The organism is Lactobacillus acidophilus (assembly GCF_034298135.1).
GTDB classification, from domain to species: domain Bacteria; phylum Bacillota; class Bacilli; order Lactobacillales; family Lactobacillaceae; genus Lactobacillus; species Lactobacillus acidophilus.
The window spans coordinates 1,260,529-1,286,302 of sequence record NZ_CP139575.1; the positions used below are offsets into that span (position 1 = coordinate 1,260,529).

The 25,774-nt window shown below is 37.0% G+C and carries 26 protein-coding genes, 4 tRNA genes and 3 pseudogenes; 11 read left to right on the forward strand and 22 right to left on the reverse strand.

The genetic code is table 11. From position 1 onward, the window contains the following. The first annotated feature begins 123 nt into the window (after nt 1-123). A complete protein-coding gene (locus tag SO785_RS05790) occupies nt 124-1,329 on the forward strand; it encodes a multidrug efflux MFS transporter (RefSeq protein WP_011254190.1) in 1,206 nt (401 codons plus the stop codon). Nucleotides 1,330-1,351: 22 nt separating this feature from the next. Here SO785_RS05790 and SO785_RS05795 read toward each other — a convergent pair whose 3' ends face one another. Further along, nucleotides 1,352-2,821: an MFS transporter gene (locus tag SO785_RS05795; RefSeq protein ID WP_003546350.1), complete on the reverse strand. Its 1,470-nt coding sequence runs from the start codon at nt 2,819-2,821 to the stop codon at nt 1,352-1,354. 125 nt (nt 2,822-2,946) lie between these two features. Here SO785_RS05795 and SO785_RS05800 point away from each other — a divergent pair, with 125 nt between their 5' ends. From SO785_RS05800 to SO785_RS05815, 4 genes are all read left to right on the forward strand, one after another. Continuing rightward, entirely contained in the window at nt 2,947-3,258 is a 312-nt protein-coding gene (locus SO785_RS05800) for an HAD hydrolase family protein (RefSeq protein WP_011254188.1), read from the forward strand. Beyond that, nucleotides 3,225-3,737, forward strand: a complete 513-nt coding sequence (locus SO785_RS05805; RefSeq protein WP_003546346.1) for an HAD hydrolase family protein — start codon at nt 3,225-3,227, stop codon at nt 3,735-3,737. The genes SO785_RS05800 and SO785_RS05805 overlap by 34 nt, the downstream gene beginning before the upstream one ends. Nucleotides 3,738-3,938: 201 nt before the next feature. Then, entirely contained in the window at nt 3,939-4,469 is a 531-nt protein-coding gene (pyrR, locus tag SO785_RS05810; protein ID WP_003546345.1) for a bifunctional pyr operon transcriptional regulator/uracil phosphoribosyltransferase PyrR, read from the forward strand. 11 nt (nt 4,470-4,480) lie between these two features. Then, the gene (locus SO785_RS05815) at nt 4,481-5,815 is read left to right on the forward strand and encodes a solute carrier family 23 protein (RefSeq protein ID WP_003546343.1); all 1,335 of its coding nucleotides are present in this window, start codon (nt 4,481-4,483) and stop codon (nt 5,813-5,815) included. 49 nt (nt 5,816-5,864) lie between these two features. On the opposite strand, the pseudogene SO785_RS09610 reads toward SO785_RS05815, so the two are convergent. The 5 genes and pseudogenes from SO785_RS09610 to SO785_RS05840 all read right to left on the reverse strand — a co-directional run. Then, nucleotides 5,865-6,409: pseudogene (locus tag SO785_RS09610) on the reverse strand (ATP-binding cassette domain-containing protein); the annotation flags it as partial. Between the two features lie 384 nt (nt 6,410-6,793). Continuing rightward, nucleotides 6,794-7,441, reverse strand: coding sequence for an ABC transporter transmembrane domain-containing protein (locus SO785_RS05825; RefSeq protein ID WP_015613325.1), 648 nt, complete (start codon nt 7,439-7,441; stop codon nt 6,794-6,796). 194 nt (nt 7,442-7,635) lie between these two features. After that, nucleotides 7,636-8,472, reverse strand: coding sequence for an aldo/keto reductase (locus SO785_RS05830; protein WP_021874041.1), 837 nt, complete (start codon nt 8,470-8,472; stop codon nt 7,636-7,638). Next, entirely contained in the window at nt 8,451-8,585 is a 135-nt protein-coding gene (locus SO785_RS05835; protein ID WP_021721432.1) for a helix-turn-helix transcriptional regulator, read from the reverse strand. Before SO785_RS05835 ends, SO785_RS05830 begins: the two co-directional genes overlap by 22 nt. Before the next feature lie 89 nt (nt 8,586-8,674). Then, nucleotides 8,675-9,145: a GNAT family N-acetyltransferase gene (locus SO785_RS05840; protein WP_003546335.1), complete on the reverse strand. Its 471-nt coding sequence runs from the start codon at nt 9,143-9,145 to the stop codon at nt 8,675-8,677. A 278-nt stretch (nt 9,146-9,423) separates the two neighbouring features. On the opposite strand from SO785_RS05840, the gene SO785_RS05845 reads away from it, so the two are divergent. Next, nucleotides 9,424-9,573, forward strand: a complete 150-nt coding sequence (locus tag SO785_RS05845) for a hypothetical protein (RefSeq protein ID WP_021721431.1) — start codon at nt 9,424-9,426, stop codon at nt 9,571-9,573. Between the two features lie 165 nt (nt 9,574-9,738). Here SO785_RS05845 and SO785_RS05850 read toward each other — a convergent pair whose 3' ends face one another. Beyond that, the gene (locus SO785_RS05850) at nt 9,739-11,511 is read right to left on the reverse strand and encodes an oleate hydratase (protein WP_003546333.1); all 1,773 of its coding nucleotides are present in this window, start codon (nt 11,509-11,511) and stop codon (nt 9,739-9,741) included. A 108-nt stretch (nt 11,512-11,619) separates the two neighbouring features. Between SO785_RS05850 and SO785_RS05855 the strand changes: the two genes are divergently transcribed. Further along, nucleotides 11,620-12,132, forward strand: a complete 513-nt coding sequence (locus SO785_RS05855; protein ID WP_003546330.1) for a TetR/AcrR family transcriptional regulator — start codon at nt 11,620-11,622, stop codon at nt 12,130-12,132. Between the two features lie 10 nt (nt 12,133-12,142). Continuing rightward, nucleotides 12,143-12,901, forward strand: coding sequence for a CPBP family intramembrane glutamic endopeptidase (locus tag SO785_RS05860; protein ID WP_011254183.1), 759 nt, complete (start codon nt 12,143-12,145; stop codon nt 12,899-12,901). A gap of 40 nt (nt 12,902-12,941) precedes the next feature. On the opposite strand, the gene SO785_RS05865 is transcribed toward SO785_RS05860, so the two are convergent. From SO785_RS05865 to SO785_RS05890, 6 genes are all read right to left on the reverse strand, one after another. Beyond that, nucleotides 12,942-14,408, reverse strand: a complete 1,467-nt coding sequence (locus SO785_RS05865) for an MFS transporter (RefSeq protein WP_011254182.1) — start codon at nt 14,406-14,408, stop codon at nt 12,942-12,944. Nucleotides 14,409-14,473: 65 nt separating this feature from the next. Continuing rightward, a tRNA-Val gene (locus SO785_RS05870) sits at nt 14,474-14,546 on the reverse strand. A gap of 4 nt (nt 14,547-14,550) precedes the next feature. Beyond that, nucleotides 14,551-14,626: transfer RNA gene (locus tag SO785_RS05875), tRNA-His, on the reverse strand. A 6-nt stretch (nt 14,627-14,632) separates the two neighbouring features. Further along, nucleotides 14,633-14,706, reverse strand: a tRNA-Asp gene (locus SO785_RS05880). A gap of 6 nt (nt 14,707-14,712) precedes the next feature. Further along, a tRNA-Ser gene (locus tag SO785_RS05885) sits at nt 14,713-14,799 on the reverse strand. A 99-nt stretch (nt 14,800-14,898) separates the two neighbouring features. After that, complete coding sequence (locus SO785_RS05890; protein ID WP_003546324.1) at nt 14,899-15,399, reverse strand: GNAT family N-acetyltransferase; 501 nt, start codon at nt 15,397-15,399, stop codon at nt 14,899-14,901. A 152-nt stretch (nt 15,400-15,551) separates the two neighbouring features. Here SO785_RS05890 and SO785_RS05895 point away from each other — a divergent pair, with 152 nt between their 5' ends. The 3 genes and pseudogenes from SO785_RS05895 (at nt 15,552) to SO785_RS05905 (ending at nt 18,537) form a co-directional block, all read left to right on the forward strand. Next, a complete protein-coding gene (locus SO785_RS05895) occupies nt 15,552-16,016 on the forward strand; it encodes a phage portal protein (RefSeq protein ID WP_075917297.1) in 465 nt (154 codons plus the stop codon). Beyond that, complete coding sequence (locus tag SO785_RS05900; protein WP_225852598.1) at nt 15,943-16,977, forward strand: recombinase zinc beta ribbon domain-containing protein; 1,035 nt, start codon at nt 15,943-15,945, stop codon at nt 16,975-16,977. The genes SO785_RS05895 and SO785_RS05900 overlap by 74 nt, the downstream gene beginning before the upstream one ends. Then, nucleotides 16,970-18,537 (forward strand): annotated as a pseudogene (locus SO785_RS05905) (recombinase family protein). The gene SO785_RS05900 and the pseudogene SO785_RS05905 overlap by 8 nt, the downstream one beginning before the upstream one ends. A gap of 24 nt (nt 18,538-18,561) precedes the next feature. Here the strand turns inward: SO785_RS05905 and SO785_RS05910 are convergent. The 9 genes and pseudogenes from SO785_RS05910 to rlmD all read right to left on the reverse strand — a co-directional run bounded on the left by SO785_RS05910 (nt 18,562) and on the right by rlmD (nt 25,766). Next, nucleotides 18,562-18,909: an aspartate/glutamate racemase family protein gene (locus tag SO785_RS05910; protein ID WP_003546315.1), complete on the reverse strand. Its 348-nt coding sequence runs from the start codon at nt 18,907-18,909 to the stop codon at nt 18,562-18,564. After that, entirely contained in the window at nt 18,897-19,268 is a 372-nt protein-coding gene (locus tag SO785_RS05915) for an aspartate/glutamate racemase family protein (protein ID WP_015613323.1), read from the reverse strand. Before SO785_RS05915 ends, SO785_RS05910 begins: the two co-directional genes overlap by 13 nt. A 12-nt stretch (nt 19,269-19,280) precedes the next feature. Next, nucleotides 19,281-19,868 carry a uracil-DNA glycosylase family protein gene (locus SO785_RS05920; RefSeq protein WP_003546311.1) on the reverse strand — a complete coding sequence of 196 codons (588 nt, stop codon included), beginning with the start codon at nt 19,866-19,868 and terminating at the stop codon, nt 19,281-19,283. Between the two features lie 81 nt (nt 19,869-19,949). After that, nucleotides 19,950-20,585, reverse strand: a complete 636-nt coding sequence (locus tag SO785_RS05925) for a Crp/Fnr family transcriptional regulator (protein ID WP_011254180.1) — start codon at nt 20,583-20,585, stop codon at nt 19,950-19,952. 19 nt (nt 20,586-20,604) lie between these two features. After that, nucleotides 20,605-21,147 carry a hypothetical protein gene (locus SO785_RS05930; protein ID WP_003546308.1) on the reverse strand — a complete coding sequence of 181 codons (543 nt, stop codon included), beginning with the start codon at nt 21,145-21,147 and terminating at the stop codon, nt 20,605-20,607. Continuing rightward, nucleotides 21,147-21,377 carry a heavy-metal-associated domain-containing protein gene (locus SO785_RS05935; protein WP_003546307.1) on the reverse strand — a complete coding sequence of 77 codons (231 nt, stop codon included), beginning with the start codon at nt 21,375-21,377 and terminating at the stop codon, nt 21,147-21,149. The genes SO785_RS05930 and SO785_RS05935 overlap by 1 nt, the downstream gene beginning before the upstream one ends. A gap of 25 nt (nt 21,378-21,402) precedes the next feature. Then, the gene (locus SO785_RS05940; RefSeq protein WP_021874039.1) at nt 21,403-23,304 is read right to left on the reverse strand and encodes a heavy metal translocating P-type ATPase; all 1,902 of its coding nucleotides are present in this window, start codon (nt 23,302-23,304) and stop codon (nt 21,403-21,405) included. A gap of 223 nt (nt 23,305-23,527) precedes the next feature. Next, nucleotides 23,528-24,075, reverse strand: a pseudogene (locus SO785_RS05945) (hypothetical protein). Between the two features lie 338 nt (nt 24,076-24,413). Beyond that, complete coding sequence (gene rlmD, locus SO785_RS05950; protein ID WP_003546298.1) at nt 24,414-25,766, reverse strand: 23S rRNA (uracil(1939)-C(5))-methyltransferase RlmD; 1,353 nt, start codon at nt 25,764-25,766, stop codon at nt 24,414-24,416. Between the last annotated feature and the right edge of the window lie 8 nt (nt 25,767-25,774).

Sequence of the window (25,774 nt, forward strand, 5' to 3'; positions counted from 1 at the left end):
TTAGTCGGAATAATAAATGCCACTGTATCAACATCCTTTCATTATTGAACCTATTTCTACTATAATGTTCTATCTATTTATTGTCTATTTTTGATACTATTGAGACAAGGGGAGGAGTTTATTTTGAAAGAAAAACCCATTTGGAAGCGTAATTTATCTGTCTTATCAATTGCGGTCTTTATTGCAGGGATCGCTTTTTCAGAAATTATGCCTTTTTTATCGTTATACATTAACACGTTAGGTAATTTCTCTCACCAACAACTTAGTTTCTGGTCTGGGATAGTTTATTCTGGTACGTTCATTGTTTCAGCAATCGTCTCTCCTTGGTGGGGCAAATTAGCTGATAAAAAAGGACGCAAGCCGATGATCTTACGAGCTGGAATTGGAATGTCGCTTGTAATAGCTAGTATGGGACTAGTGCAAAATGTTTGGCAACTACTTTTACTCAGAATGTTGCAAGGGGTATTTGCCGGTTTTATTTCCAACTCCAATGCGTTAGTAGCTACCGAAACACCTAAAATAAATTCTGGCCAGGCTTTAGGGACTATCGCTTCAGCTACCACTGCCGGAACTTTGCTTGGACCGCTTGTTGGTGGTGCTTTAACTTCTATTTTTTCATACCGAATTACCTTTATGATCACTGGCGGCTTGCTTTTAATCTGCTCAATTTTAGTATTATTCTTTGTTCATGAAGATGACTTCAAGCCAGTCACTACTAAAAAATTGGATAAAGCAAGTGGTGTAATCAAGTCGCTTCGTTCACCTCATTTAATTTTTGGCTTATTATTAACCACCTTAATTATTCAAGCAGCTAACAATTCAATTAATCCAATTGTTTCACTCTATGTACGTCAATTACTTAATGACCACGGCAATGTTGTTTTTATTTCCGGTATCATTGCTGCTCTTCCTGGGATTGCCACATTTTTAGTAGCATCCCACTTTGGCGCACTTGGTGATAAAATTGGCACTCATAAAATCATTGTTGCCGGCTTCATCGCAGCATCAATTTTCTTTTTCTTAACGGCTTTTGTACAAAACACAGTCGAATTAGGAATTTTGCGCTTTTTGGTTGGCTTTTCTGATGCTTGCTTATTCCCTCAAGTTCAAACGATGTTAACTAAAAACTCTCCTGCCGCTGTAACGGGTCGTATTTTTTCATGGAATCAGTCAGCCATGTATATTGGAAATATTGTGGGCCCGCTACTAGGATCATTTGTATCAGGGATGTTTAACTATAGTATGGTCTTTATTGTCACTACAGTAATTGTGCTGATCAATCTACTTCTTTTCAGAATCAATGTCATTCAAAATTTGGCAAAAAAATAAAGCTTGAGCTAGCTCAAGCTTTTTATTCTGCCACCTTTTTAGCTTCTTTGCGATTATAAATAAAGTTAATGACATATGCGCAGACCACTAAGAATAAAGCAACACACATAATCTCAATAATTCCCGAATGGAAAATTGTCCGCATTGTTGGCAACATTGCAGTCGGTAAACTCTTAGCTGACTCTGCATCACTCAACTTATTCATCATGGTCATAGTAATACCACGGTGACCCGCGATTCCTCTAGCTAGAGCCAAGTTCATGATTACTCCATAAATGGCCGCCATGATCGTTTGAGCCAAAATTCTAATCAAAAAACTAAGCGAAGTTGCTGGTGCCATGTCTTTTTCACTAGCATCAATCTGTACCTTAATCTGCAAAATAACAAAAATCGAACCAACACCTAACCCAGAAAAAGCCGCAATAAGCATTAAAATCCAATATGAAGTATTTAGCGGTACTAAAATCAACCCTAAAATGGTAATTGCAATCAAAGTAAAATCAACGATTAACAAATGATAATTACTAAAACGTCGCAAGAAATATGGTGCAGTCTGCGAACCGGCAATATCTAAGATCGAGTTAGGAATTAAAGTCATTCCCCCAATTAAGGCAGATGTACCTAAAATAGCCTGTGACCACATTGGTAAATAAGTATTGACGGCAATATATGCACCCCATGCTAAAGCAAACAATACAAAGTCGCCGACAAGTGCTTTATTAAGAAAAACACTTAGGGGAACAATGGGACTCTTCGCTTTTTTCTCAATAAAAATAAAGCTAATAAGCAAAATAATACCCACAATGACAAATAAAGCAACCATTACGTTACTTGCTAAGCCTAACATCTGAATACCAATCAAAAAGCAGGTCAACCCTGCAATCAAAGTAAAGGCACCCATTTTGTCAAACTGTACTTTTTCTTTAGACTTATGGGCATCGCGATAAAAGGCAATACTTAAAATAATTGAAATAAGTCCTAATGGTACGTTGATATAAAAGACCCAATGCCAAGAAAGTGCATCAACGATCCAGCCACCAACTAAGGGTCCAGCAATACATGCCGCACTAAAGCTAGCAGCGATATAACTCAAAATAACCGTTCTTCGTTTAATATTAGGATAGATAAAGCCGACAATAACATAGGGAAGAGAGCCCATGCCGCCAGCTCCTACTCCCATTAACACCCGGGAAATGAGGAAGAAGTAAATATCAGGTGCCACCCCTTCAAGTACCGATCCTAAAATAAAGAGCACTAGCGAAAGTTCAAAAGCAAATTTATTACCCATTCTTTCACCTAATTTGCTCCAAATTGGCACTGAAACAGACATCCCTAGCAAGAAGCAGGCAACGATCCAGCCCATATATTGAATTCCATGTAGATCAGAAACGATTGCCGGAATTGCAGTATTAATAATGGTAGCGTCTAGTCCTGACATAATATTGGCTAATAATAAGGACCACGTTACCATTGAAATTTGCTTTTTATTCATTCAATCTCACCCTTTTACTTGTAAAGTTAACTAAAACTAGTATGCAAGATTTCCTCTATTTTTGTCAAAGCAGTAAGCGATTTCATGATAAACTAAAATCATCAAAATTAAGGGAGAAATTTTTTATGATTAAATTAATTTCTGTCGACATGGATGGAACGTTTTTAAACTCAAAAAGCAAATACAATGAAGTTAGATTTAAGAAAATTCATGATCTGCTTAATAAAAAAGGCATTCATTTTGTCGTAGCTAGCGGCAACCAGTATTATCAGCTCAAAGACTTTTTCACCAATTACAATGACATTGACTATGTTGCCGAAAATGGCGCGCTAATTCGAAACTCAGAAAAAGTTTACGCAGTTCATTCTTATTCTACCGAAGCTGTTAAAAAATCGAAAAGTTCTTGTTTGATCAAGTTCCTAACCTTAACTTCTTAGTCTGCGGTGAAAAGACAGCGTATGGGCTTGATATTTTACCAGAAAAATATTTTAAGATGTCCAGCCACTACTATCATCGTTTGGAAAAAGTTAAGTCTTTCAGTGATATCCATGACAAGATTCTAAAATTTGCCATTGAATGTCCTGTTGAAAAGACTGACTACTTCATTCAACTTTTCAAAGACAAATTAAATCAATATAGCGATGTTACTAGTAGCGGCCATGGGGATATCGATATTATTCAACCAGGGATTCACAAAGCTAATGGCTTAAAAGAATTAGGTGATATCTTAGACATTAAGTTAAGCGAAATGTGTGCCTTCGGTGATGGCGGCAATGACTTAGAAATGATCCGCGAAGTTGGCGATGGCGTTGTGATGAAGAACGCTGTTCCCGCTCTACTTGAAGTGGCTAACCACGTTACAGATACTAACGATGAAGAAGGCGTTTTGAACTATATTGAAAAGAACATTTTGTAGGATAAATCTTGACAATATCCGCATTTGCTAGTTTAATATAAGAAAAAATATAGTGATGACCTTTAAAATTAGTCCCGTGAGGCTAAGAAGGAAATCTGCGTGTGCTAGTCTTTTTTGTGCTAGCAGAAACAGAAAGACCATCTTGGACTCAGTGTCCTTGGTGGTCTTTTTCTTTCGGTCATCTCCAGAAAGGAAAAATATATGGCAAAAGAAATTATTGATGCTATCAGTATGAAACGTGCCTTGATGCGAATGACCTATGAAATCATTGAACGTAATAAAGGTACTGAAAATCTAGTTTTAGTTGGGATCAAGACTCGTGGCCTTTATTTAGCACAAAGAATTGCTAAAAATCTTAAGAATCTTGAAGGCGTTGACGTACCAGTTGGTGCAATCGATGTCTCACAATACCGTGATGATCTTCCTGAAAATGAAAAAGAGAAAATGATTCACAGCCAACAACTTGACTTCGATATTACTGATAAAAATGTAATCTTGGTCGACGATGTTTTATTTACTGGCCGAACAATCAGGGCCGGACTTGATGCAATCATGGATCAAGGTCGCCCAGCTAAGATCAACTTGGCTGTCCTCATCGATCGCGGTCACCGCGAATTGCCAGTCCGCCCTGACTTTATCGGCAAGAATATTCCTACAGCGTTAAATGAAGAAGTTAAAGTATCAATGACCGAAGTCGATGACAAAGACGGTATTGATATTACGAGCAAATAGGAGTGGTTAGAATGAGTGGAAAAGAAAAGTTTAGAAACCCGGAAGCGATTTTAGACGTCTACGAAAAGCCTGAACTCGGTCAGGGCATACTGCTCTCCTTGCAGCACATGTTCGCCATGTTCGGTTCTACCGTTTTAGTTCCAATTTTAATCGGAATCAACCCAAGTATCGCTCTCCTTTCATCAGGTATCGGTACTTTGGTGCACATGATCTTAACCCGCTTTAAAATTCCAGCATACTTAGGTTCAAGTTTTGCCTTTGTAGCAACAATGCAAGCCTTAATGAAGGCTGACGGCTACCCTGCAGTTGCTCAAGGTGCGATTGCTTCTGGTTTAGTTTATGTAATCGTTGCCTTGGTCATCGCTAAAGTTGGTTCAGGCTGGGTTAACAAGGTTTTGCCACCAATTGTGGTTGGCCCAATTATCATCGTTATCGGTTTGTCGCTTGCAACTACTGCAGCTAACGATGCTATGATGAATCACGAAAAGTACGATTTAACTTACTTCGGTGTTGCCATCTTTACTTTGGTAATGACTTTAATCTTCCAAATGTGCTTTAAGGGCTTCACTAGTCTAGTTTCAATCATGCTAGGAATTGTCTGTGGATATATTCTTGCTTGCTTCTTGGGTATTGTAGACTTTTCTGGCGTTGAAAAAGCAGCTTGGTTCTCAATGCCATCACTTGATGTAATGGGTATTAGTTACCACTTCAAATGGTATCCAGCAGCCATTCTAGCTATGGCACCAATTGCCTTTGTTACGATGACTGAACACATGGGGCACATTATGGTGCTTAACTCACTTACTAAGCGTGACTTCTTCAAGAATCCTGGCCTTCACAGAACAATGATGGGTGACGGTCTTTCAACAATTATTGCCGGCTTCATCGGTGGTCCTCCTACTACTTCATATGGTGAAAATATTGGTGTTTTGGCAATGACTAAGGTTCACTCAGTATGGGTACTTGCAGGTGCTGCAGTTTGTGCGATCGTCTTCAGCTTCGTAGGTAAACTTGCCGCACTGATCGAATCAATTCCAATGCCAGTTATTGGTGGTATCTCATTCTTACTCTTTGGTACTATTGCCTCAAACGGTTTGAAGATTTTAGTTGATGATCAAATTGACTTTGGTGAAAAACGTAATATGTTGATTGCTTCAGTTATCTTGGTTATCGGTATCGGTGGTGCCTACTTACAACTTGGTAGTTTCCAATTAACTTCAGTTGCTCTTTCAACTATCATTGGTATGCTTTTGAACTGGTTATTACCTAAGAAGGCTGCTAGTGAAAAGGCACTTGAAGAAAAGAACAAGGAAAAGCAAAAACAAGACGGTAAGATTTATCAATAAAGATATAAATTAACTGATTAACCAAAAAATAAGAGTTCCAATGGAACTCTTATTTTTGTAGTCTTATCTCACGATCAAACATATCTCGCATTTCTTCATTAAAATTATGAGCAATAAACACAATCGTAGCTTTACCTTTTAGCAATTCTTCTAAAATAGAAATCGTAGCATTTTGATCGATAGCACTTGTTCCCTCATCAATTAAAATTATGTCACTTTTAGAATTTTGGCTCTTGCAAGTACTATTTTTTGACGTTGTCCTCCTGGAATATTTAAATGATCTAAATTAATCTTTTGATCTATTCCTTTTTCAAACTTCTTAATGTCTTTTGTCAGATCAACCTCACTTATCATCTGCTCAACTCGATTAGACAATTTAGAATTAAACATAGTAATATTGTCCGCAATCGTAGCCGGAAATAGTCTTGGCTTTTGAGCAATATAACCGATTTTACTTAAGTCAGGGGAAATTTTCTGATTATTTTTATCAAAATAATTAATTTTACCAGTGGTTGGCTTTAACTCACCTAAAATCAATTTAAACAAAGTAGATTTTCCCGTTCCACTATCACCAGATAAAAGGATTTTTTTACCACGACTAACTTGAATATTTGGATAGCTAATTTCTTCCCCTTGATCATATTTAACTGTTAAATCCTTAATCTCTAATTCAGCTAAATCTGAATCTAATTTTTCATTAGACTCAGATATATCTTTTTCTAGTTCTTTTATTTGATTATTGACGGTTTTAATAGATTTAAACTGAATTATTGCTTGCTCATATACAAAAAGGGCATTAAATATTTGACTAGCAAAACCTTCGGCAACTAAAGTTGCACCAATTGACAATTTTCCTTGAAAAAATAAAATTCCCGCCCATACTCCAAATAGTATTTGTGAAGCAACGTTAGTAAAATCACTGATAAATATTGAAAGTGACATCGTTTTAGTGCTTTGAACATTGCTATCTTCAAGTTTTTAATTTGATTTATTCATAGCATTAAAAAGGGCCAAAAAAGAACTATATCTACGCAGTTCTTTCATTCCACCCATCCAATAATCAATTGCTTTCAATAATCTACTATTTTCAATAGATACCTGTTTATTAGCTTTATCGGTAGCCTTTTCCATTATCTTAGGCGTAAGTAAGTTGATTACAGCTAGGACTGCAGTTAAGACTAATAAGCTCCAATTCAATTGAATTAGGGCCCCAATAATCATGATCAAGGTAAAACTATTACCAATTATCGTTTGCAATGGCATAGCATAATTATCTGCCAACATATCCAAGTTATTACTTAGATTGTTTTGCATCTCTGAAACAGATGTGTCAATTTTAGCATAAAAATGGGATACGATTTTTTGTCTTAATAAGCCTAAATATTCTTGAACTTGTTTAGAATACACAGTTTGAGCAAATGCTTCAATCACAATACTTAAAAGTCCAATTAAAATCATAATAAAAAAGTAACAGAGTGTATTCTTAAGATTATCCTTTGCCAAATAATCTACTGCTGGCTTATAAAGATAACTCGACATAGTATTAGCAAATGCAGCTAGAAATAGTAATAATATAATTAAACTAAATCTTCTACGATTGCTTTTATATAGTCCTTTTAGATCCATACTTTCACCCACTTTTATTTTTATATTTGAAAAAAAGTATTTTTAAAGTTGGTCTAATTATATACCCTAAATATTAAATATTTAAGTAAGATTATTAAAAAATTATTTTTTTATTAAAATAAATACTAAATTCATAATTGACGTTACCCGATAAAAATAAGAGCTCCAGTGGAACTCTTATTTTGTTAGTTATTTTATCTAAAACTTTCAGCTATTTCCGGATCCATCTCATCTTCTAAGATGCTATGGCCTTGATCCAAAGTCTTGATCTTCTTCATATCATCTGCATCTAGTTCAAAGTCAAAAACATCATAGTTTTCGGCCAATCTCTTCTTATGTACTGACTTAGGGATCACCACATAATTTCTTTGCAAGAACCATCTGAGCATTACTTGGGCGGTAGTCTTATGATGCTTTTCGGCAATCTCTTCTAGAAGTGGATTGGTAAAGATATGGTTAGCACCTTCCGCAAATGGTGCCCAAGCTTCAGGTTGCACGCCCTCTTTTTCCATGTATTGTTGCGACTTCCACTCTTGATTCCAAACATTGGTTTCAATTTGGTTCACGGCTGGCTTCACGTCATTGAACGTAATCAGGTCAGCAAGACGTTCATTCCAAAAGCTGCTGACCCCAATCGCACGGATGCGACCTTCTTGGTATAAGCGCTCAAGTGCACGCCAAGTGCCGTAATAGTCATTATAGGGCTTATGAATCAGGTAAAGATCAATGTAATCCAGTCGCAGCTTCTTCATCGAATCATCAAAGGCCTTGAGAGTATTGTCGTAGCCATAGTCATCGACCCAGATTTTTGAAGTGATGAAGATATCTTCACGTGGGACATTGCTATGTTTGATTGCATCCCCAACGGCTTGTTCATTGCCGTAGATTTGTGCGGTATCGACTAAACGATAGCCGACCTCCAGACCATCTTCGACAACTTGTTGAGCTTGTGCTAGATCATCGATTTGGTAAACACCGAAGCCAAGGCGTGGCATTTTGATTCCATTGTTTAGTGTGACGAATTTCTCCATATTGTTTTCCTCTTTGATACTGCCTGCCTTGTGATATGCAATTTCTCTGCAAACTGTGTTTGCGATAAATTATTTTCCCTTCTCAGTTGTTTAAGTTGATCACTAAATTCCATCTCTTTCACCTCACAAGTTAATTTTTACAAAACAATATGAATCTAACAAGAAAACACTGCTTGCATAAGCGACAGCAGTGCTTTCCTTTTTATTTTTCGACCTTAGCTTGATAAAAGCCAAAACTCATTTGACGTAAAGTTTTAATGAAACTATTTTTATCTAATCTTTCACCAGTCGTCAAAGCTTCAAATTCTCCATCTGGATCTTTCAACTTCTGATCAGTTCTATGGAAGCCATTTCTTTCATAGAATTTCAACCGACTAACACGTTGTTTGTAATTTTTCGCCTTCTTAGTCACAGGTTCAATATCAATCACGATTTGCTTATCTGGAAAATTATCTTCCAGCATAGTTAAAATCTTCGAGCCATATCCTTGTCCACGCAACTTCTCGCTGACTGCTAAATAAGTCAGGTAGACAGTGTTGTCATTTTCGGCATAATAGGTAATGCCGCAAAATTGATCATCATCATAGATTGCGTGAAACTTAACATTACGGTGAAGTGACATTGCTAAGAGTGAAAACATTGAGAATCTTTCCCATGCAGGAAATGCCTTCATGTACAGTTGCTTAGCGTCACCATATGCTTTTGTGCCCCATCGGGCGGGCTTAGAATCTAAAATAGTATCCTTCTTTTCTATTTGACTAAAAATATAATATTTTTACACACATATTTTATCAGAAAAATGTAATAGCAAGCAAAAAGAACAGGTCTAATGATCTGTTCTTTTCAACTCAATCTTTTAACTTATATTTTCGTAAAATTATCATTTAACCTTTAATATAATGATTAACGGCGCCTGTACTTCCTAAATATCTAGGAAGGAGGTGAATTGTCGTGTTTAATGTTTTACTTACATTCGTTGGAACGATCTTGGCTAGCTTTGTATCACATATGCTTAACAAAGCTTACGATAATTGGCTAAAAAATCGTATCCACAGTCGAAAAAGATTGGCAAAATCCAAGCGACGACACAGACGCCGTTAGCCTGTCAAGTTAGTTAACTTGGCTTTAAAATAAAAACGTCACCCATTGTCCAATTTAGGGTGACGTTTTTTCATATGCTTATTTAGTTCGGTGAATACGTCGTGTATAATACTTACTTACATAATGTATTCTAACCTATTTACATCATTTGATCAATTATAAAGGCTAAACCAACTTATACTTCTTAAGCAATTCCTCTATATAAGTGCCCTTAACTTTCTTGAGCATCCCCTTAATTGCCAACTTTTCAGCAATAGGCAAATCAAGATCTTCAAGCTTCTTTTGATCATTCAAGTAGTACATTGCGTTCATGAGCATTCTGACATCGAAGGCAGATGCAAATACTTCTGGCACACCACGATCAATGTTAAGCAAGGTGTATACAGCTTCCATCGCAGTTCTGACAGAGTATTCAGTGGTAAAGACAGTGTCTCTTGGCGTTTCAGCAAAGTTACCAATGAAGGCCAAGTTCTTTGAGTGGTCTGGCACAACCTTGGGTCTGTCGCCTAATGCTCTTGGCATGAAGTATGAAGTAATATATGGCATGTGTGCTGGAATAGTCGTAGCAGCTGAAGCCATTTCTGGGATTCTTTCTTCAGGAACACCCATGTGGTAAAGCCATTCTTCACATAATTCAATACCGTTACAGTCAGGCATAGTCTTTTCAACATAGTTACCTTTGGTGTCTGAGAACAAACCATAAAGCCATACAATCAATTCGTTAGGCTTTTGTGCTTCAAAGTGAGGCTGACGACTGATTGAATAACCAAGTAGCCAGTTAGAATCCTTAATCGTAGTAGGCCCACTAGTTACAATTGAGCCGCTGTGTGGATCCTTCTTATTAACTGCTTCAATGAATGGCACAATATCATTATTCTTAAAAGTAATTGTAGCAGACATTACCCAGTTAGCCTTTGGAATATCCTTGCAGAAGACATCTGGGTGACCGAAGTCATCATCTTGCGCTGCCAAGTTTTGCCATAATTTCCAAGTAGCACCTAATTTATGTTCCTCAGAAGCTGGGTGCAAGTTATCACCATAAGTTGTACTTTCAGTAATTGAACCGTTAGTAACGAAGACGAGGTCATTTTCTGTTAAATCGATGCTCTTTTTTTCACCGTTTTCAGTTAAAAGAATTTGCTTAGCAATCTTTTCACCATTTGAACGGTTAACAAAGATATTATCAACAACGGTGTTGTAATGGAATTGCACGCCGCGATCTTTCAAGTATTTAACCATTGGTAAAATTAATGATTCATATTGGTTATACTTAGTAAAGCGTAGTGATGATAAATTCTTAAGTGTAGAAACGTGTTGAACAAAACGCATTAAGTAACGACGCATTTCCATCGCACTTGCCCATGGCTCAAAGGCAAACATCGTTGACCAGTAAAGCCAGAAGTTTGATTCAAAAAATTCTTTACTAAAGACTTCATTAATTTTTTTATTTTGTAAATCTTTTTCAGGAGTTAAGCAAAGATCAATAATTTCTTTAACAGCCTTGGGAGTAAGAAGTAATTGACCGTCAGTTGGAAGTTCATGTCCGCGGTTAACAATGACACGAGTCTTTGCGAAACTTGGATCTTTTCTATTTAAACGGTAAAATTCATCCAGGACCGATTCATCTTTATTTTCAGCTGATGGAATCGATCTAAACAAGTCCCACAAGCATTCAAAATGGGCTTCCATTTCACGACCACCACGAATGATGTAGCTTTCTTTTTGCTTATTATAGATCCCATCCATTGAACCACCTGGAAGGCTCAATTCTTCAAGGATATGAATTCTATCACCCTTCATGTGACCATCACGAATTAAAAATACAGCACTAGCAAGCGATGCCAAACCTGAACCAACAAGATATGCGGACTTCTGATCGACATCCTTAGGTTTACTTGCGTTTACAAAAGCTTCATAATTACCACTACTATAATGCATAATTTACACTTCTTTCAAAAATCGTCACATCTGCAACTATTTACAACTATAATGATAGTGTAAGTGCTTTCATATGTCAACTAATACAAATATAAGGGATAATACACTATGAACATGAAAAGCATGCGAACTCAGCAACAAATCGAAAAAACTTTATTTTCATTACTACAAAAAAAGCCTTACATAGATATCTCTATTACAGAGATAACCCGTAAGGCAGAAGTTTCACGAACCTCTTTTTACCGTAATTATGAAAATAAAGATGCCGTTTTGGTACAATTTTTAGCTAAGCAATACCAAAAATTTATTGATGATATTAATAGTCATCAAATTAAGACTTTAAAAGATCAACTGAAAACCTACCTAGATTTTTTTAAGAAAAATCCGCAATTGATGAAATCACTTCTTGCGGCCGGTCTCGAGGGAATCCTACTTAATTTCCAAACTCGCTACTTAAATAAATTATTAAAGATTTATCATCCAGACTTGCATTTGGAAGATTATGCTATCGCCTATCAATCCGGTGGCATTTATATGCTCTTAGTCTGGTGGTTTAAGCAGGATTATCAGACGGACTTAGCTGTGTTAATCGATTATGCGCAAAAACACATTATGTTATAGGAGAAATAAGATGATTGAAAAACGAAATTTCAAGAAATCAATTGCTATCTGGATCTGTTTATTATTAGTGTATACATTGGCTGGTCTAGTACTGCGACCAATCAATAATTTAACCTTACGCTTAGCGATCCGTTGTTTTATTGCTCTAGTTATTACAGGATTCTGTTTTTATTTTATGCATGGCAGCAAGCTTTATTCTAACGAGCTTAATTTGCGACACATTAAAATTTATAACACTATTTTTATTATTATTGTTGCTATCTTCTATTTATTTTTTCGCCTGCCAATTTGGATTGAATTATTTACTACTCAAAGAAGCGGATTAATCAATTCTTTACTGATTGCAGTTTGTGCAGGATTTTGTGAAGAAGCCTTGTTTAGAGGAATGTTGTTTAATATCTGCGCTAATTATTTGAAAAAACATCGGTATATTTGGCTTGAAACAGCTTTAGTTACTTCAATTCTTTTTGGACTAATGCACTCAGTCAATTTGCTTTCCAGTGAGCCACTACCCTCTGTAGGTACACAAGTTTTTTACGCTTTTGCCAGCGGATTAATGTTTGCATACCTGCGTTTAATGTCTAACCATCTTTGGCCAGCTATCTTGGCTCATGCTGCCTTTGATTTTACAATCGTACCTAAAAATGCGGTATTTGCAATCAACGCTCAAGGATTATCACTAGTTTACATAATTTTTGGTATTCTTACCGTTATCTATTTATTGTTCATTTGGAGCTTCAACAGATTGTACAATGAAACTAAAGCCTAATAAAAAAAGTTGATTCCTAGATTGGAAATCAACTTTTTATTTACTGTAATTTCTTTTGTTTCTTACCGAAGTTAAAGTAGCAGTTCAACACCAAAGCAATCACCAACAAGACCACAGAAACTAGCATAATTTCTTTAATCCCAGAATGGAAAATACTTCTCATTGTTGGCACCAAACTCTGTGGCAACAATCTAGCACTTTTGGCATCACTCAACTTATTCATCATTGCCATTGTAATGCCAGGATGAGTATGAACGCCGCTTGCTAAATTCAAGTTCATAATTACGCCATATACTGCGGCCATTACCGTTTGAGCTAAAATTCTAATCAAATATGAAGTTGAAGTAGCCGTTGCCATATTCTTAAGACCAGCATCAAGCTGCACCTTTAATTGCAAAGCAACGAAGATAAAGCCAACTCCGATTCCTGAAAAAGCACCAATAAAAGTTAAAAATTGAATTGGTGTATGCAAATCTGCTAAGTATAAGCCGCCGGAAGAAATAAGCATAGCAATAATACCAATAAGAGCCAACATAAAAGTTGTCATTTTCTCTTGAATAGCCGCTACACTTTGAGAAGCAATAATCTCCACAATTGAATTAGGAATTAAAGTCATTCCGCCAAGAAGGGCTGATAAGCCAAGAAGGGCCTGTGCCCACATAGGTAAGTAAGTGTTAACAGCAATAAATGCTCCCCAAGTAAAGGCAAATAAAAGAAAATCACCATCAAGATTTTTGTTTTTAAACAAAGATATCGGAATAATCGGATTTTCAGCATGAGTTTCCCGAATAAAGAATAAAATAATAAATACCACGCTGACAATGATTAGACTAATCACAATCCAGTTAGCGGTTAACCCAACGAGTTGGACACCCATTAAGAAAAGTAACAAACTGACAACTAACAAGCTTGCACCAGGGATATCGAAAACTGGTGTCTTTTCTGGTGTAACAGGTTTGTAGTAAACCAAGCAGATAATAATTGCTAATAATCCAATTGGAATATTAATATAAAATACCCAGTGCCATGAAAAAGCATCAATTAACCACCCACCAATAAGTGGTCCTAAAATAGCAGCCCCATTCCAACTAGCAGTTAAATATCCTAACACCTTAGTTCTAGTCTTAATATTTTTAAAAACATAACCAGCAATTATGTAAGGTAGAGACCCCATACCGCCGGCACCAATACCCATGATAAATCGAGAACATAAGAAGAAAATAATGTTAGGAGCTATACCTTGCAAAGTTGATCCAACTACAAATAAGACCAACGAAATTTCAAATGCACGCTTGTTAGTAATCTTTTCTCCTACTTTAGTCCAAATGGGGATAGAAATTGACATTCCTAACAAAAAGATCGCTACAATCCAGCCCATAAATTGAATTCCATGTAATGCAGCAACAATCGCTGGAATAGCTGTATTAATAATCGTTCCATCAAGACCCGACATAACATTTCCTAGCATTAGCGCAATCGTAACCATCATAATTTGCTTTTTATTCATTCTTATCCCCTGTTTCAACATAAAAAGTCTGAGAAATTCATCTCAGACTTTTAAACAAAAAAATATGGAGGATACAGGGCTCGAACCTGTGACCTCCTGCTTGTAAGGCAGATGCTCTCCCAGCTGAGCTAATCCTCCATTATGGGGCGGAATATGGGATTCGAACCCATGCATGCTGGATCCACAAACCAGTGTGTTAACCCCTTCACCAATTCCGCCATATACGGTCCATGTGGGATTTGAACCCACGATCTCCTCCGTGACAGGGAGGCGAGATAAACCACTGCTCCAATGGACCAAACAAAGGAGGATGTGGGATTTGAACCCACGCGCGACAGAACCGCCTAACGGTTTTCAAAACCGTCCCCTTAAGCCACTTGGGTAATCCTCCATAGCCGAACAGATACTATTATACTAGAGTGAGATAAATAAGCAAGTACTTTTTGTAAAAAAATACAGATATTGCAAAATCATGGCAATATCTGTTTGTTTAATCATGTAAATTCTTTTGGTACAGTAAATATTTATATTCTTTATCTGCAATTTCAACAAATCTTTCGGTAGCAATATTACGCCAGCCAAAATGCTCAAAGAATTTTTGAGCATTTTCATCACCATCAATGCACCATAAATAGATCTTACCATAGCCCATCTTTTTCAATTCATTTTCGGCGGCATTCAATAAAGTCTTGCCAACATTGTAGCCTTTATACTCTGGACTGACGTATAATGCCATCAATTCACCACAGCCAAGCATTCTGGTGTCTCGCGGACGGCCATAGCTAACAGCAGCTTGAACAACATTATTATCATCTTCAAAGATTAAATTATGGCGACCACTTTCGTTAAGTTGCTTCACCCAAGCATCTTGAGGAATATTATCTAAAAACACATTAGGCAAAAGTCCCTTATATGCATCTTGCCAAGATTTTTGAAAAAGTTTACTAGTTTGTTTTGCTTCGTCTTCAGAAATTAACGGTTTAATTATCATTTATTTACTTCTATCTACTTCTTTTTTACAAATATTACTAATGAAAACAATCCAATTTTTACTTAGTTATTCTAACACATTACCCAAGAATCAAAATACCGCCTTGATTTATTTTTAACAAATTACAGAAAACGAAGGAAAATTTATTATTTATAACTGCCAACGGTGACCTCTACTACACTTATACCCAAAACTATGATGATTACCAAGCCAAGAATAAACCCAAGCAAGTCATTCTCTTATCTGATGAAGTTCTTCATATTGCCGGACTAGGTTTTGATGGTTTGATTGGCTATAGTCCGATTGCGATGGCTAAAAATGCAATTGGCTTATCAATGGCCGCTGAACAATATGGGTCAACTTTCTTTAAAAACGATGCCACACCCGGTGGCGTACTTGAACACCCTAACGTGGTCAAGGATCCGGAACGCCTACGTAAAAGCTGGCAAGCCCAGTTCTCGGGTTCTAACAACCATAGTATTGCGGTTCTAGAAGAAGGCATGACTTTTCACCAGCTTCTTACAAGGTCAATCAACTGGACATATTGCCAAGCAGTTAAATACTCAGCAAATTCAAACCCAGCGTGGTCATCATTGGTGGAGCAGTACCATCATTGATATCCTGCGTAATATTAACTATACCCGTGATATGCTATGCCAGAAAACCTACCGCGATGATCAATACCACCGGCATTTTAATCAAGGCGAACTAGCACAGCATTTAATTGAGGACCATCATAAAGGAATAATCAACCATCATGACTTTAATCAAGTCCTAGATCGATTGAAACAAGTCGCACAAGAACGGCACATTGAGTCCGGAAATCACAAATACCAGCAACACTACCTATTCACCGGGAAACTCATTTGTGATTATTGCGGTTCTGCGTTCAAACGACAGACGCGGCCAAATAAAATCTGCTGGGCTTGTCAGAAGCATTTGCATTCGGCAAAACTATGCCCAGTGAGAGCAATTCCCGAGGAATGGATTCAAAACGCCTTTTGCAACATGATGAATAAACTGACCTTCAGTAAAAAGTTCTTAATGTTGACTTTAGCGCAACAATTAAGGGACAACTTTATCAATGATCCTGCCGGGAAGCTAAGTCAATTTGTCAAGCAGATTAAAGAAAATGATGACAAGGCGGAAACATTAAATAAGCTGTTACAGACAGGTTTAATTGATCAGTCATTGTATATCAATCAAACCGCTGAACTGGAACAAAGCAACTATCAGATTCAACAGCGAATTAAACAAATTAACAGTAATCACACTGACGATGCCAATAATCTGGAGAACTTTCGCGAACTTCTCCGCTGGTGCCAGCAAGATCAATTTCTAAATACATTTGATCTGGCACTGTTTCAAACCTATGTCCAATCAATTAAGATCCTTAATCAGCACGAAATTAGTTTCCAGCTTAAATGCAGGTCGAGTTTGATCGAACATCTTGTCAATAAACAGCCTGTCAGTGAGCGCTTCTATCGAGATGTTATTCATCAACGGTTCAATGAACCTATTAAACAGGCTGAATATCTATACAGTACCATTAAAAGTGAGGTGGACCTAATTGGGTAAAGTACATATCATTCCTACTCATCAGCAACGTGGTAATAGTGTCCACCGTTTACCAAATGAACCACAATCAGAAAAACTACGAATTGCGGCCTACTGTCGGGTTTCAACTGAACTAGCTAACTCATATGAAACACAAGTTAGTCACTATAAAGAGCTGATTCAAAAAGATCCCAGCTGGGAAATGGCTGGCATATTCGCCGATGATGGAATCTCTGGAACCAGCACCAAGAAGCGAGAACAGTTCAATAAAATGATTGCCGCTTGTAAAGCCGGTAAAATTGACTTAATCGTTACTAAATCAATTAGTCGTTTTGCCCGAAATACAATTGATTGCCTAAAATACATTCGTGACCTAAAAGCTATCAACGTGGCAATTTTCTTTGAAAAAGAAAACATCAACACGATGGATGCCAAAGGAGAAGTGTTGATTACTATCATGGCTTCCCTCACCCAGCAAGAAAGTGAATCTTTATCGCAAAATGTTAAACTTGGTTTGCAATATCGTTACCAGCAAGGCAGGTTCTGATTAACCATAATCACTTTTTGGGCTATACCAAGGATAAAGATGGCAATTTAGTGATTGAACCAGAAGAAGCTAAAACGGTTAAACGAATCTTCTATAGCTACCTGCAAGGCATGAAGATGAAACAAATTGCCGAATCACTCAAGGTAGATGGTGTCTTAACCGGTAGCAAGGGAACCAAGTGGGGATCTAGTGGCGTTAATCGGATCCTCAAAAATGAGAAATGTATGGGTGATGCACCCCTCCAGAAAACTTATACCGTTGACTTTTTAACCAAGAAACGAGTTAAGAATAAAGGGATCATGCCCCAATACTACGTTGAAAATGACCATCCAGCGATTATTCCTAAATCGGTCTTCATGCAAGTACAGAATCTAATCCGTCAATGGCGTAACGGCATTACTACCAAAAATGGTCGTCACCGTAGAGTTAACGGCAAATACTGCTTTTTGCAACGGGTTTTTTGCGGAAAATGCGGTGACATCTTCCAGAGAAACATGTGGTATCGGCCAACCAAAGTTGCTGTTTGGCGTTGTGCCAGCCGAATTAGACGCAGCAAGAAAGGTCGACGTTGTATGATCCGTAATATTAAGGAACCATTATTAAAAGTGGCAACCCTTGATGCCATCAATCAGCTAATCGAAAGCCATGAGCTAGCCGATAAACAAATTAAGGCTAACATCATGAAGATCGTGAAGAATTCCAAAGGGCCAACAATTGAAGAACTTGATAAGCAACTGAAAGATGCACAGTTAAAACTAATTCAAGCTGCTAACCAGCACCAAAACTGTGACGATCTCACTCAAGAGGTCATGGCTCTACGGAAACAAAAGGAAAAAGTGCAGAGCATAGAAACAGAAAATCAAGTTAAACTACACAATATCAACCAGGTCAGCGATTTCGTAGATGAGCACCAGCACGGCATCCAAGAATTCGATCCGCAACTTGTCCGCCGCCTAATCGAAAAAATCACCATCTTTCAACGTTACATGGAGTTCACGTTCAAAGATAGTGAAGTGGTTAAAGTTAAGATGTAAATATTCAGGATCTGCGGCACTCAGTTATTTTAGCTTTTTTAGAAGTTGATCAACAGCAGCCTTGATTTGAACCTGAGCAATATCAAACACTTGAATGTTCTTGAAATCTTCCTGTCCTAAGATTAACGACAATTCGGTACATCCCAAGACTGCACCATCAAGGTGATCTTTTTGAACCATCTTATTGATAATTGTCATTAACTGCTGCTTAGTCTCTTTCTTAACAATCCCGTTTTCGAGTTCGTCTACAATTTTTTGATGAATTATGGATTGATTATTTTCACTGGGACGGCAAACTTCAATTCCGGCCTCTCGAAATGGCTTGATGAAAAAGTTATTTTGCATTGTAAATTTGGTGCCTAGTAAAGCCATTGTTGAAGGTGCAACTGCTGAGCAGCCGCTAGCGCTGTCTCGCCAATGTTTAACAATGGCAAATCAGTGCACGCTTGAATCTGATCAAATAATAGATAGGGCGTATTGCCATACATCAATCCAAAATCGCACCCGGCTTTCAATAAATTATTGGCCGTAGCTCCTACATAACCGGCGACTTTATCATACTGTTGAGCATCAAGCAGACGGAACATGTGATACATATTAATGGATTCGATAGTGATACGAGGCAGCTCTTTATCAGTCCCGATCCGCTCCTGATACCGCTTAATGATTGCCGAATAATAATTCATTGTTGCTTCTGGGCCTATACCACCGATAATGCCTAGTTTCTGCATCTGGATCATCCGCTAATTATTTAGAATTATTTGAATTCTTCTTTGCAGGTCTGGAATTACCTGCTCCTCGAACCATGGATTTTTTGCCTCCCAAATTTTATTTCGTGGTGACGGATGGACGATTGGAAAATAGTCTGGCAGGTATTGCTGATAATTCCTGACAATATCAGTCAACCGATCTTTATATCCTAGGTGAAGGTAGCTTCTCGTCGCATAAGCGCCCACTAAAATGGTTAACTGAATATCAGGCATTAATTTCAATAGCTGTGGATGCCAATTTTGAGCAAATCCTTTACGCGGTGGGAGATCACCAGACTTGCCTTTCCCGGGATAATAAAAATCCATTGGTAAAATTGCAATCATTCCAGAATTATAGAAAACGTCTCTCGAAACCCCTAACCAGGTCCGAAGACGATCACCACTAGGATCATCCCAGAATTTCATTTTTTCTTGGGCAATTCGTCCTGGTGCTTGACCAATGATATTTATTCTGGCAGATGAAGAAGCATAGTAAAGTGGCTTGATCCCTTGCTTTGTAAAAGATTCATTATCAGGATCTGCTTGAATTTCTTGAAAAATTTTTTGAAATTCACTTTGCATATAATATGACCCGCCTTTCTCTTATTTTCTAAACTGATATAACGTGTATATTATCAACTAAGCAATAATTGCCTAATTAAACTAATTTTCGAATAATTCAATTCGACGTAATTGACGTTTCAGTTGACCTTGCTTTTCTAATAAAGCAAATTTACGAGACAGGGTCTCAGGTGTTGTTCCAAGGTATAAGGCTAAGTCCTTCATTTTTAAGGGTAAGGTAAAATTATTTTTACCAATTTCATCTGCATATGTTTGTAAATACTTTAATAACCGGTCTTCAACCTTCGGCAAAGCCATCAAGTGAATTTGTTTTTGCATTTCCGAAACTTTAACAATACTTAGTTCCAATAATCGAATACTTAATTCTGGCTGTTTATGCATCAGCTTCAGTAGATCCTGCCGCTTTAATAAACAAATTTCACTGTGTTCCGTAGCCTCGACGTAATTATTGATATTTTTTTGACCAAAAAGCCAATCCTCACCAATATAATCACCTGTATGCAAGATTTGCAAAACATTCTCATAGCCGTCTTCATCTAAGGTGTACTGCTTAGCGTTACCATCAGCTACAATTACTAAATTATCATTTATCGTTGGATCAATTATCACTTCACCCTTTTGATAGTTTTTATGCTGAACTAATTTTTCGATTTGCATCTTCTCATCCTGAGGTAAAGCATCAAATAGTGGTACTAAGTTAACACATAAATCAGCCATTAAATTCATCGTCCTTTAATTAAAAGTCATCATCGTCTTCGACATACAATCCTTCTTTTAGTTCATGACCTAAGAAGTCTTGAGTTACCCGAATTTGCTCCTTAATCCAAGCCATTAAATTAGTTAAATTAGCAGATAATTCTAGCCAACTTTCATTGTTAGCTAAAGCAATTGCCTTAGTAATGAAGAGCGTTTGCGTATCAAAATCTTTTACCAAGGCAAACAATTGCTTATCACCTGCTAAATATTTACTACTGCCATCTTCTTCTAGCATAGTATATTCCTTAAATTGAGCTGTAATTGTTGGAATACTTTCACCATTATTAACCAATAAGTGATTCAATTGGTCAAATTCCTGACGTTCATAAGCAATCCAACCAGCAGCTTTTTCGGCTAAAAAAAGACTAGCAGATCCTTTAGCAAATAAGTTAGCTTGGTTAATCTTTAAAGAATGGATTAACAAGTTAGAAATAATGTGACCAGTCATGGCAGCTGCAGTTGGCTGATGGTGATCAAGGTCGCTTTGCTTCAATTCCGCCTGGTATTTTTCTTCTGCATTCATCAGTTAAGCTCCTTTTCCTTAATTTCTTGTACTTCATAACCCATTTTTTCAATAGCTGTCTTGACGTCAACAGTTTTAGTCTTATCAGGATCCAGCGTAAATTTTAGCTTTCCTGCATTGAATAAAACTTTTATTTGGTCGGTTCCATCCAAACTACCAACCGCCTTTTCAATTTTGCTTAAGCATGAAGGACAGGTCATGCCAGATAATTTCATCATTACTTTTTCCATGATTAAATTCCCCTTCCTTATTAATTTACATATCTAATGCTACTTTGTTTTGTTGATTATAAACTTGATGATCGTCAATTTTTTGTTGAAATTTGATTAATCTCATCCCGTTCAAGATAACAATTAAGATACTAAATTCATGAATAAACATCCCACTTGCCATTTCAACATAACCCGCAAACAAACCGATGAACAACAATAAGACTGTCAGTAAAGCCATCACGATATTTTCATTCATGTTCAAAATTGTCTTCTTGGATAAGCCAAGGGCATAAGCGATCTTCCGCAAGTCATTTTTAACTAAAACTATATCTGAAACTTCAATGGCAACATCCGTTCCACTACCAACGGCAATTGCAACATTAGCATTAGCTAGGGCCGGACTATCATTGATCCCATCACCAATAAAAGCAATATGGTGTCCCTTAGCTCTTTCTTTTTTAACAAAAGCAGCCTTGTCTTGTGGCAACATTTGACCATGAACTTCATCGATTGATAACTTCGCCGCAATTCGTTCAGCAGTTTCTTGATTGTCTCTAGAAAGCATAACTAACTTTTTAACCCCTAATTCTTTTAAGCGGGTTAAAGCATCATTAGCTTCTGGGCGCAATTGATCTTTAATGCCAAAAACAGCTAATTGACTTTGGTCTTCATTAGCAAAAGCGACAATTGAATTACCTAATTGACTCAAATGATTAATTGTCTTATCCAATTTTGCATTGGTACGGGTATTTTCAACGATTAAGTCTTGGTTACCTAAATAATATTTTTGATTATTTAAGGTGGCGATGATTCCCTTACCCTTAACAGTTTCCACTTTAATTGAAGCTGGCTTTTGTTTATTTAATTTGGCAATTGCCTGAGCTAAGGGGTGGTTACTTTGACGCTCAATTTGAGCAGCTAATTTAATAATTTCATCTTTGGGCCCATTTAATACCTCAATTGCACTAACTTCTGGATATCCAACAGTCAAAGTGCCGGTTTTATCAAAAGCAATTTCATCAATCCGGTGAGTTTGATCCATTACTTGCGACCCTTTAAACATAATGCCGCTTTTAGCACCATTACCGATACCAGCAACTGTAGATACTGGTACACCAATAACTAGAGCACCTGGGCAGCCCAGCACCATGACCGTAATGGCTAACTTAAGATCTTTAGTAATTAGACCCACAGCAATCGCAATTACAAGTACGGCAGGAGTGTAATATTTGGAAAACCGGTTAATTAACTTTTCTGTATATGACTTTGTATCTTGTGCTTCTTCAACCATTTCAATAATTTTACCGAAAGTCGTATCTTCACCGACTGCGGTAGTTTCGACAGTCAATATACCGTTTTCAAGGATAGTTCCTGCATATACTTCATTACCGGCTTTTTTATTAACTAATTTAGATTCACCGTTAACACTGGCTTCATTAAGATAACCAGAACCTGAAATAACCTTGCCATCGACTGGAACTTGATCACCAGTTTTAACTAGAATCTTCTCACCAGGATCAATGAAATCGACATCTTCTTTCTCAGTTGAGCCATCATCTTGAACAACTAACGCAGTCTGTGGTGCCATTTTGGTTAAATCAGCAACGGCTGACCGCGTTTTCTTTAGGGTTAATTCTTCCAGTACATCTCCTAACATGAATAGCCAAGTAACAATGGCTGCTTCATTAAATTTACCAATAATGAAGGCACCGATTACCGCCAGCGATACTAAAACATCAATAGAAATTAATTTAACCCTTAAAGATGAAATAGCCGTCAAAGCAATTGGAAGCACTCCGACAATCCCCACGATAAGCATTAAAGCCTGGTATGGTAAATTCATGTGTAATAGCCATTTAGATCCTTCAGCAAGCAACAGCAAAATAGTATTAACAAGCAAAAGCTGCTTTTTGTACCTCATAAAAAATTGTTGTAACTTAATCATTTTTCACCTCTCCCTTTCTTGACACTACACATTATAGGTAAAAAACAATTTAGGTGACTTGACTGTTATCAAGATACTAGTGTCTTTTTATATTTATCTTTTAAGCAAAAAATCACAGTTTTATCGTGTAAATTTCGTTTAATAAAAGAGAGAATATACAAAAAAGACTAGAAACCATGCAAAAAGCATAGACTCTGGCTTTCAAATTTCAGTTCTATAAAAATTAATGTGCCAATTTAATCTCTCCAGCAGCAATTGGCAAAGTTGTATGTGCATCATAACTCATAACATTACCGGCAACGCTAGATGGCAATTTAAGATCCGCTGGTACGCCGTGAATATAAACTACTCGTTTGTCTAATTGAAGATCGTCACTACCAAATGCTTGCTTAAATTTTATTTGTAAATCTTTTAATGAGACATCCTTATCATATTCATAATGACCGTATTTATCTGCAACCGGGTAGCTATCATGGGGAATGCTCATTTCTTGTGGTGCATCATCAAAAGGAACCATCGTTGTCCCAGATACTGCCTCTGTTTCAGGTAAATCAATAAAGCCATCATGATTCACGTCCTGCATTAGCGTCGGAACATGAGCTTGTTTCCCATCTGGAAATGTTCCCAATGTTCAATATTGGCAGGCGTATCAAACATTTCCACATGAATATGAAGGCTATTACCATTTTCACTGAATGTTGCTATTCCATGCGCCTGTGTTTCAATTTTATCCGCATTTATTGGTTTAATTTTTGCAATATAGTTAACCATATTTCTCATCCTTCCATTTGATTATTGCGATATAGATCTAGCATAAAAGCATTTTACAAAAATTGATTAGAATCAATAAATTAAATCTTTGATTATAAATATCTTTAATAATTAACATCCATTATCTTATCGTCATGTCAACCATTACAGTTCTTTCCATCACCTTAACCAACGCAACTCTCTAAAACGAACACTTGCATACACAACCCGAAAATCCAGCACGCTATTCACTCGACCCTCTAGCTCAACAAACAAAAAGTGTACTAATCCCAATCATCAAAACAGGAATTAGTACACTTTTCATCTATCAAGAATACCGTCATACCGGTGATTATCGCCTATTTTTCTGTACGTTCAAGGACCGTAACGCTCTCAACATGTGGAGTCTGTGGAAACATATCGACAGGATCAATGCGATCAAATTCATAACCTTGCTCTTGGAATAATTGCAAATCACGAATCATTGTAGCTGGATTGCATGAAATATAAACAATCTTCTTAGGTCCTGTCTTAACAGTGGCATCAATAAATTCAGGAGTTAATCCTTTTCGTGGTGGATCAACAAATACTACATCGGTCTTAAGGCCTTGCTTAGCCCAACGAGGCATAATTTCTTCAGCCTTGCCCAAATAATATTCAGCATTATCAATACCATTTAATTCAGCATTGTCCTTAGCGTCTTTAATAGCATCGCGAACAACTTCAATTCCGCGAACTGCTTTTACATGCTTAGCTACACTCAGTCCAATTGTTCCAATTCCTGAATAGGCATCAATTACTACATCACTTGGCTTTAAAGCTGCCTTTTTGATAGCCAAGTCATACAAACGCGGCGTTTGCAGTGAGTTAATTTGGAAGAAACTTTGCGGTGAGATTCTAAACTTCAAATCACCAATCTTATCAGTTATTTGATCATTACCAAAGACAAGGTAATCTTTTTTACCCAAAATCACATTAGTCTTTTTAGGATTATGATTCAAAATCAAACCGGTAACACCAGGAATTTGACTAACTTCAGCAGCAATACGTGGTAATTGGGCAAAATCTTTGTGAAGGCAGATCAAAATTACCATGATCTCTCCCGTTGCTTTACTTCTGCGCACGTCAAGATAACGTACTTCCCCCTTATGATTAATTTCATCATAGGCGGGTACATTATTTTTACGTAAAATATCACGCACAGCTATAAGCACACGATCAATTTCCGGATCAGTGGTAAAAAAGTTAGTAAGTGGCACTAAGTCATGTGAGTGACGTCTAAAAAAGCCGATTTCAAGTTGCCCATTAACTTCACGTACGGGAACTTGGGCTTTATTACGATAACCTGTTTGTTCAGGACTAGCCATAGTTTCGCCCACTTCAATGTTATCCATGTGTGCCTTTTTAAGCAGGTTAACTACTTGATTTCGCTTGAACTCAAGTTGCTTATCATACTTAATATGAGCCAGAGATGCCAAACCAGTTTGAACCCATTGATTGAGCTTGATTTTTACTCGATCCGGACTTTCTTTTTTAATTTTTTCAATTTTGGCAAAGGCAAAATTCTTTTTAACTTTTAAAATTTTAGCACTAACCACTTCTCCCGGAAGAGCGTTAGTAACAAAGATTGTTAATCCTTCATAATGAGCAACCCCCATTGCCTCATATGAAAGGTCAGTAATCTCTAAGTCAACAATTTGGTTTTTCTTCATAAATACCA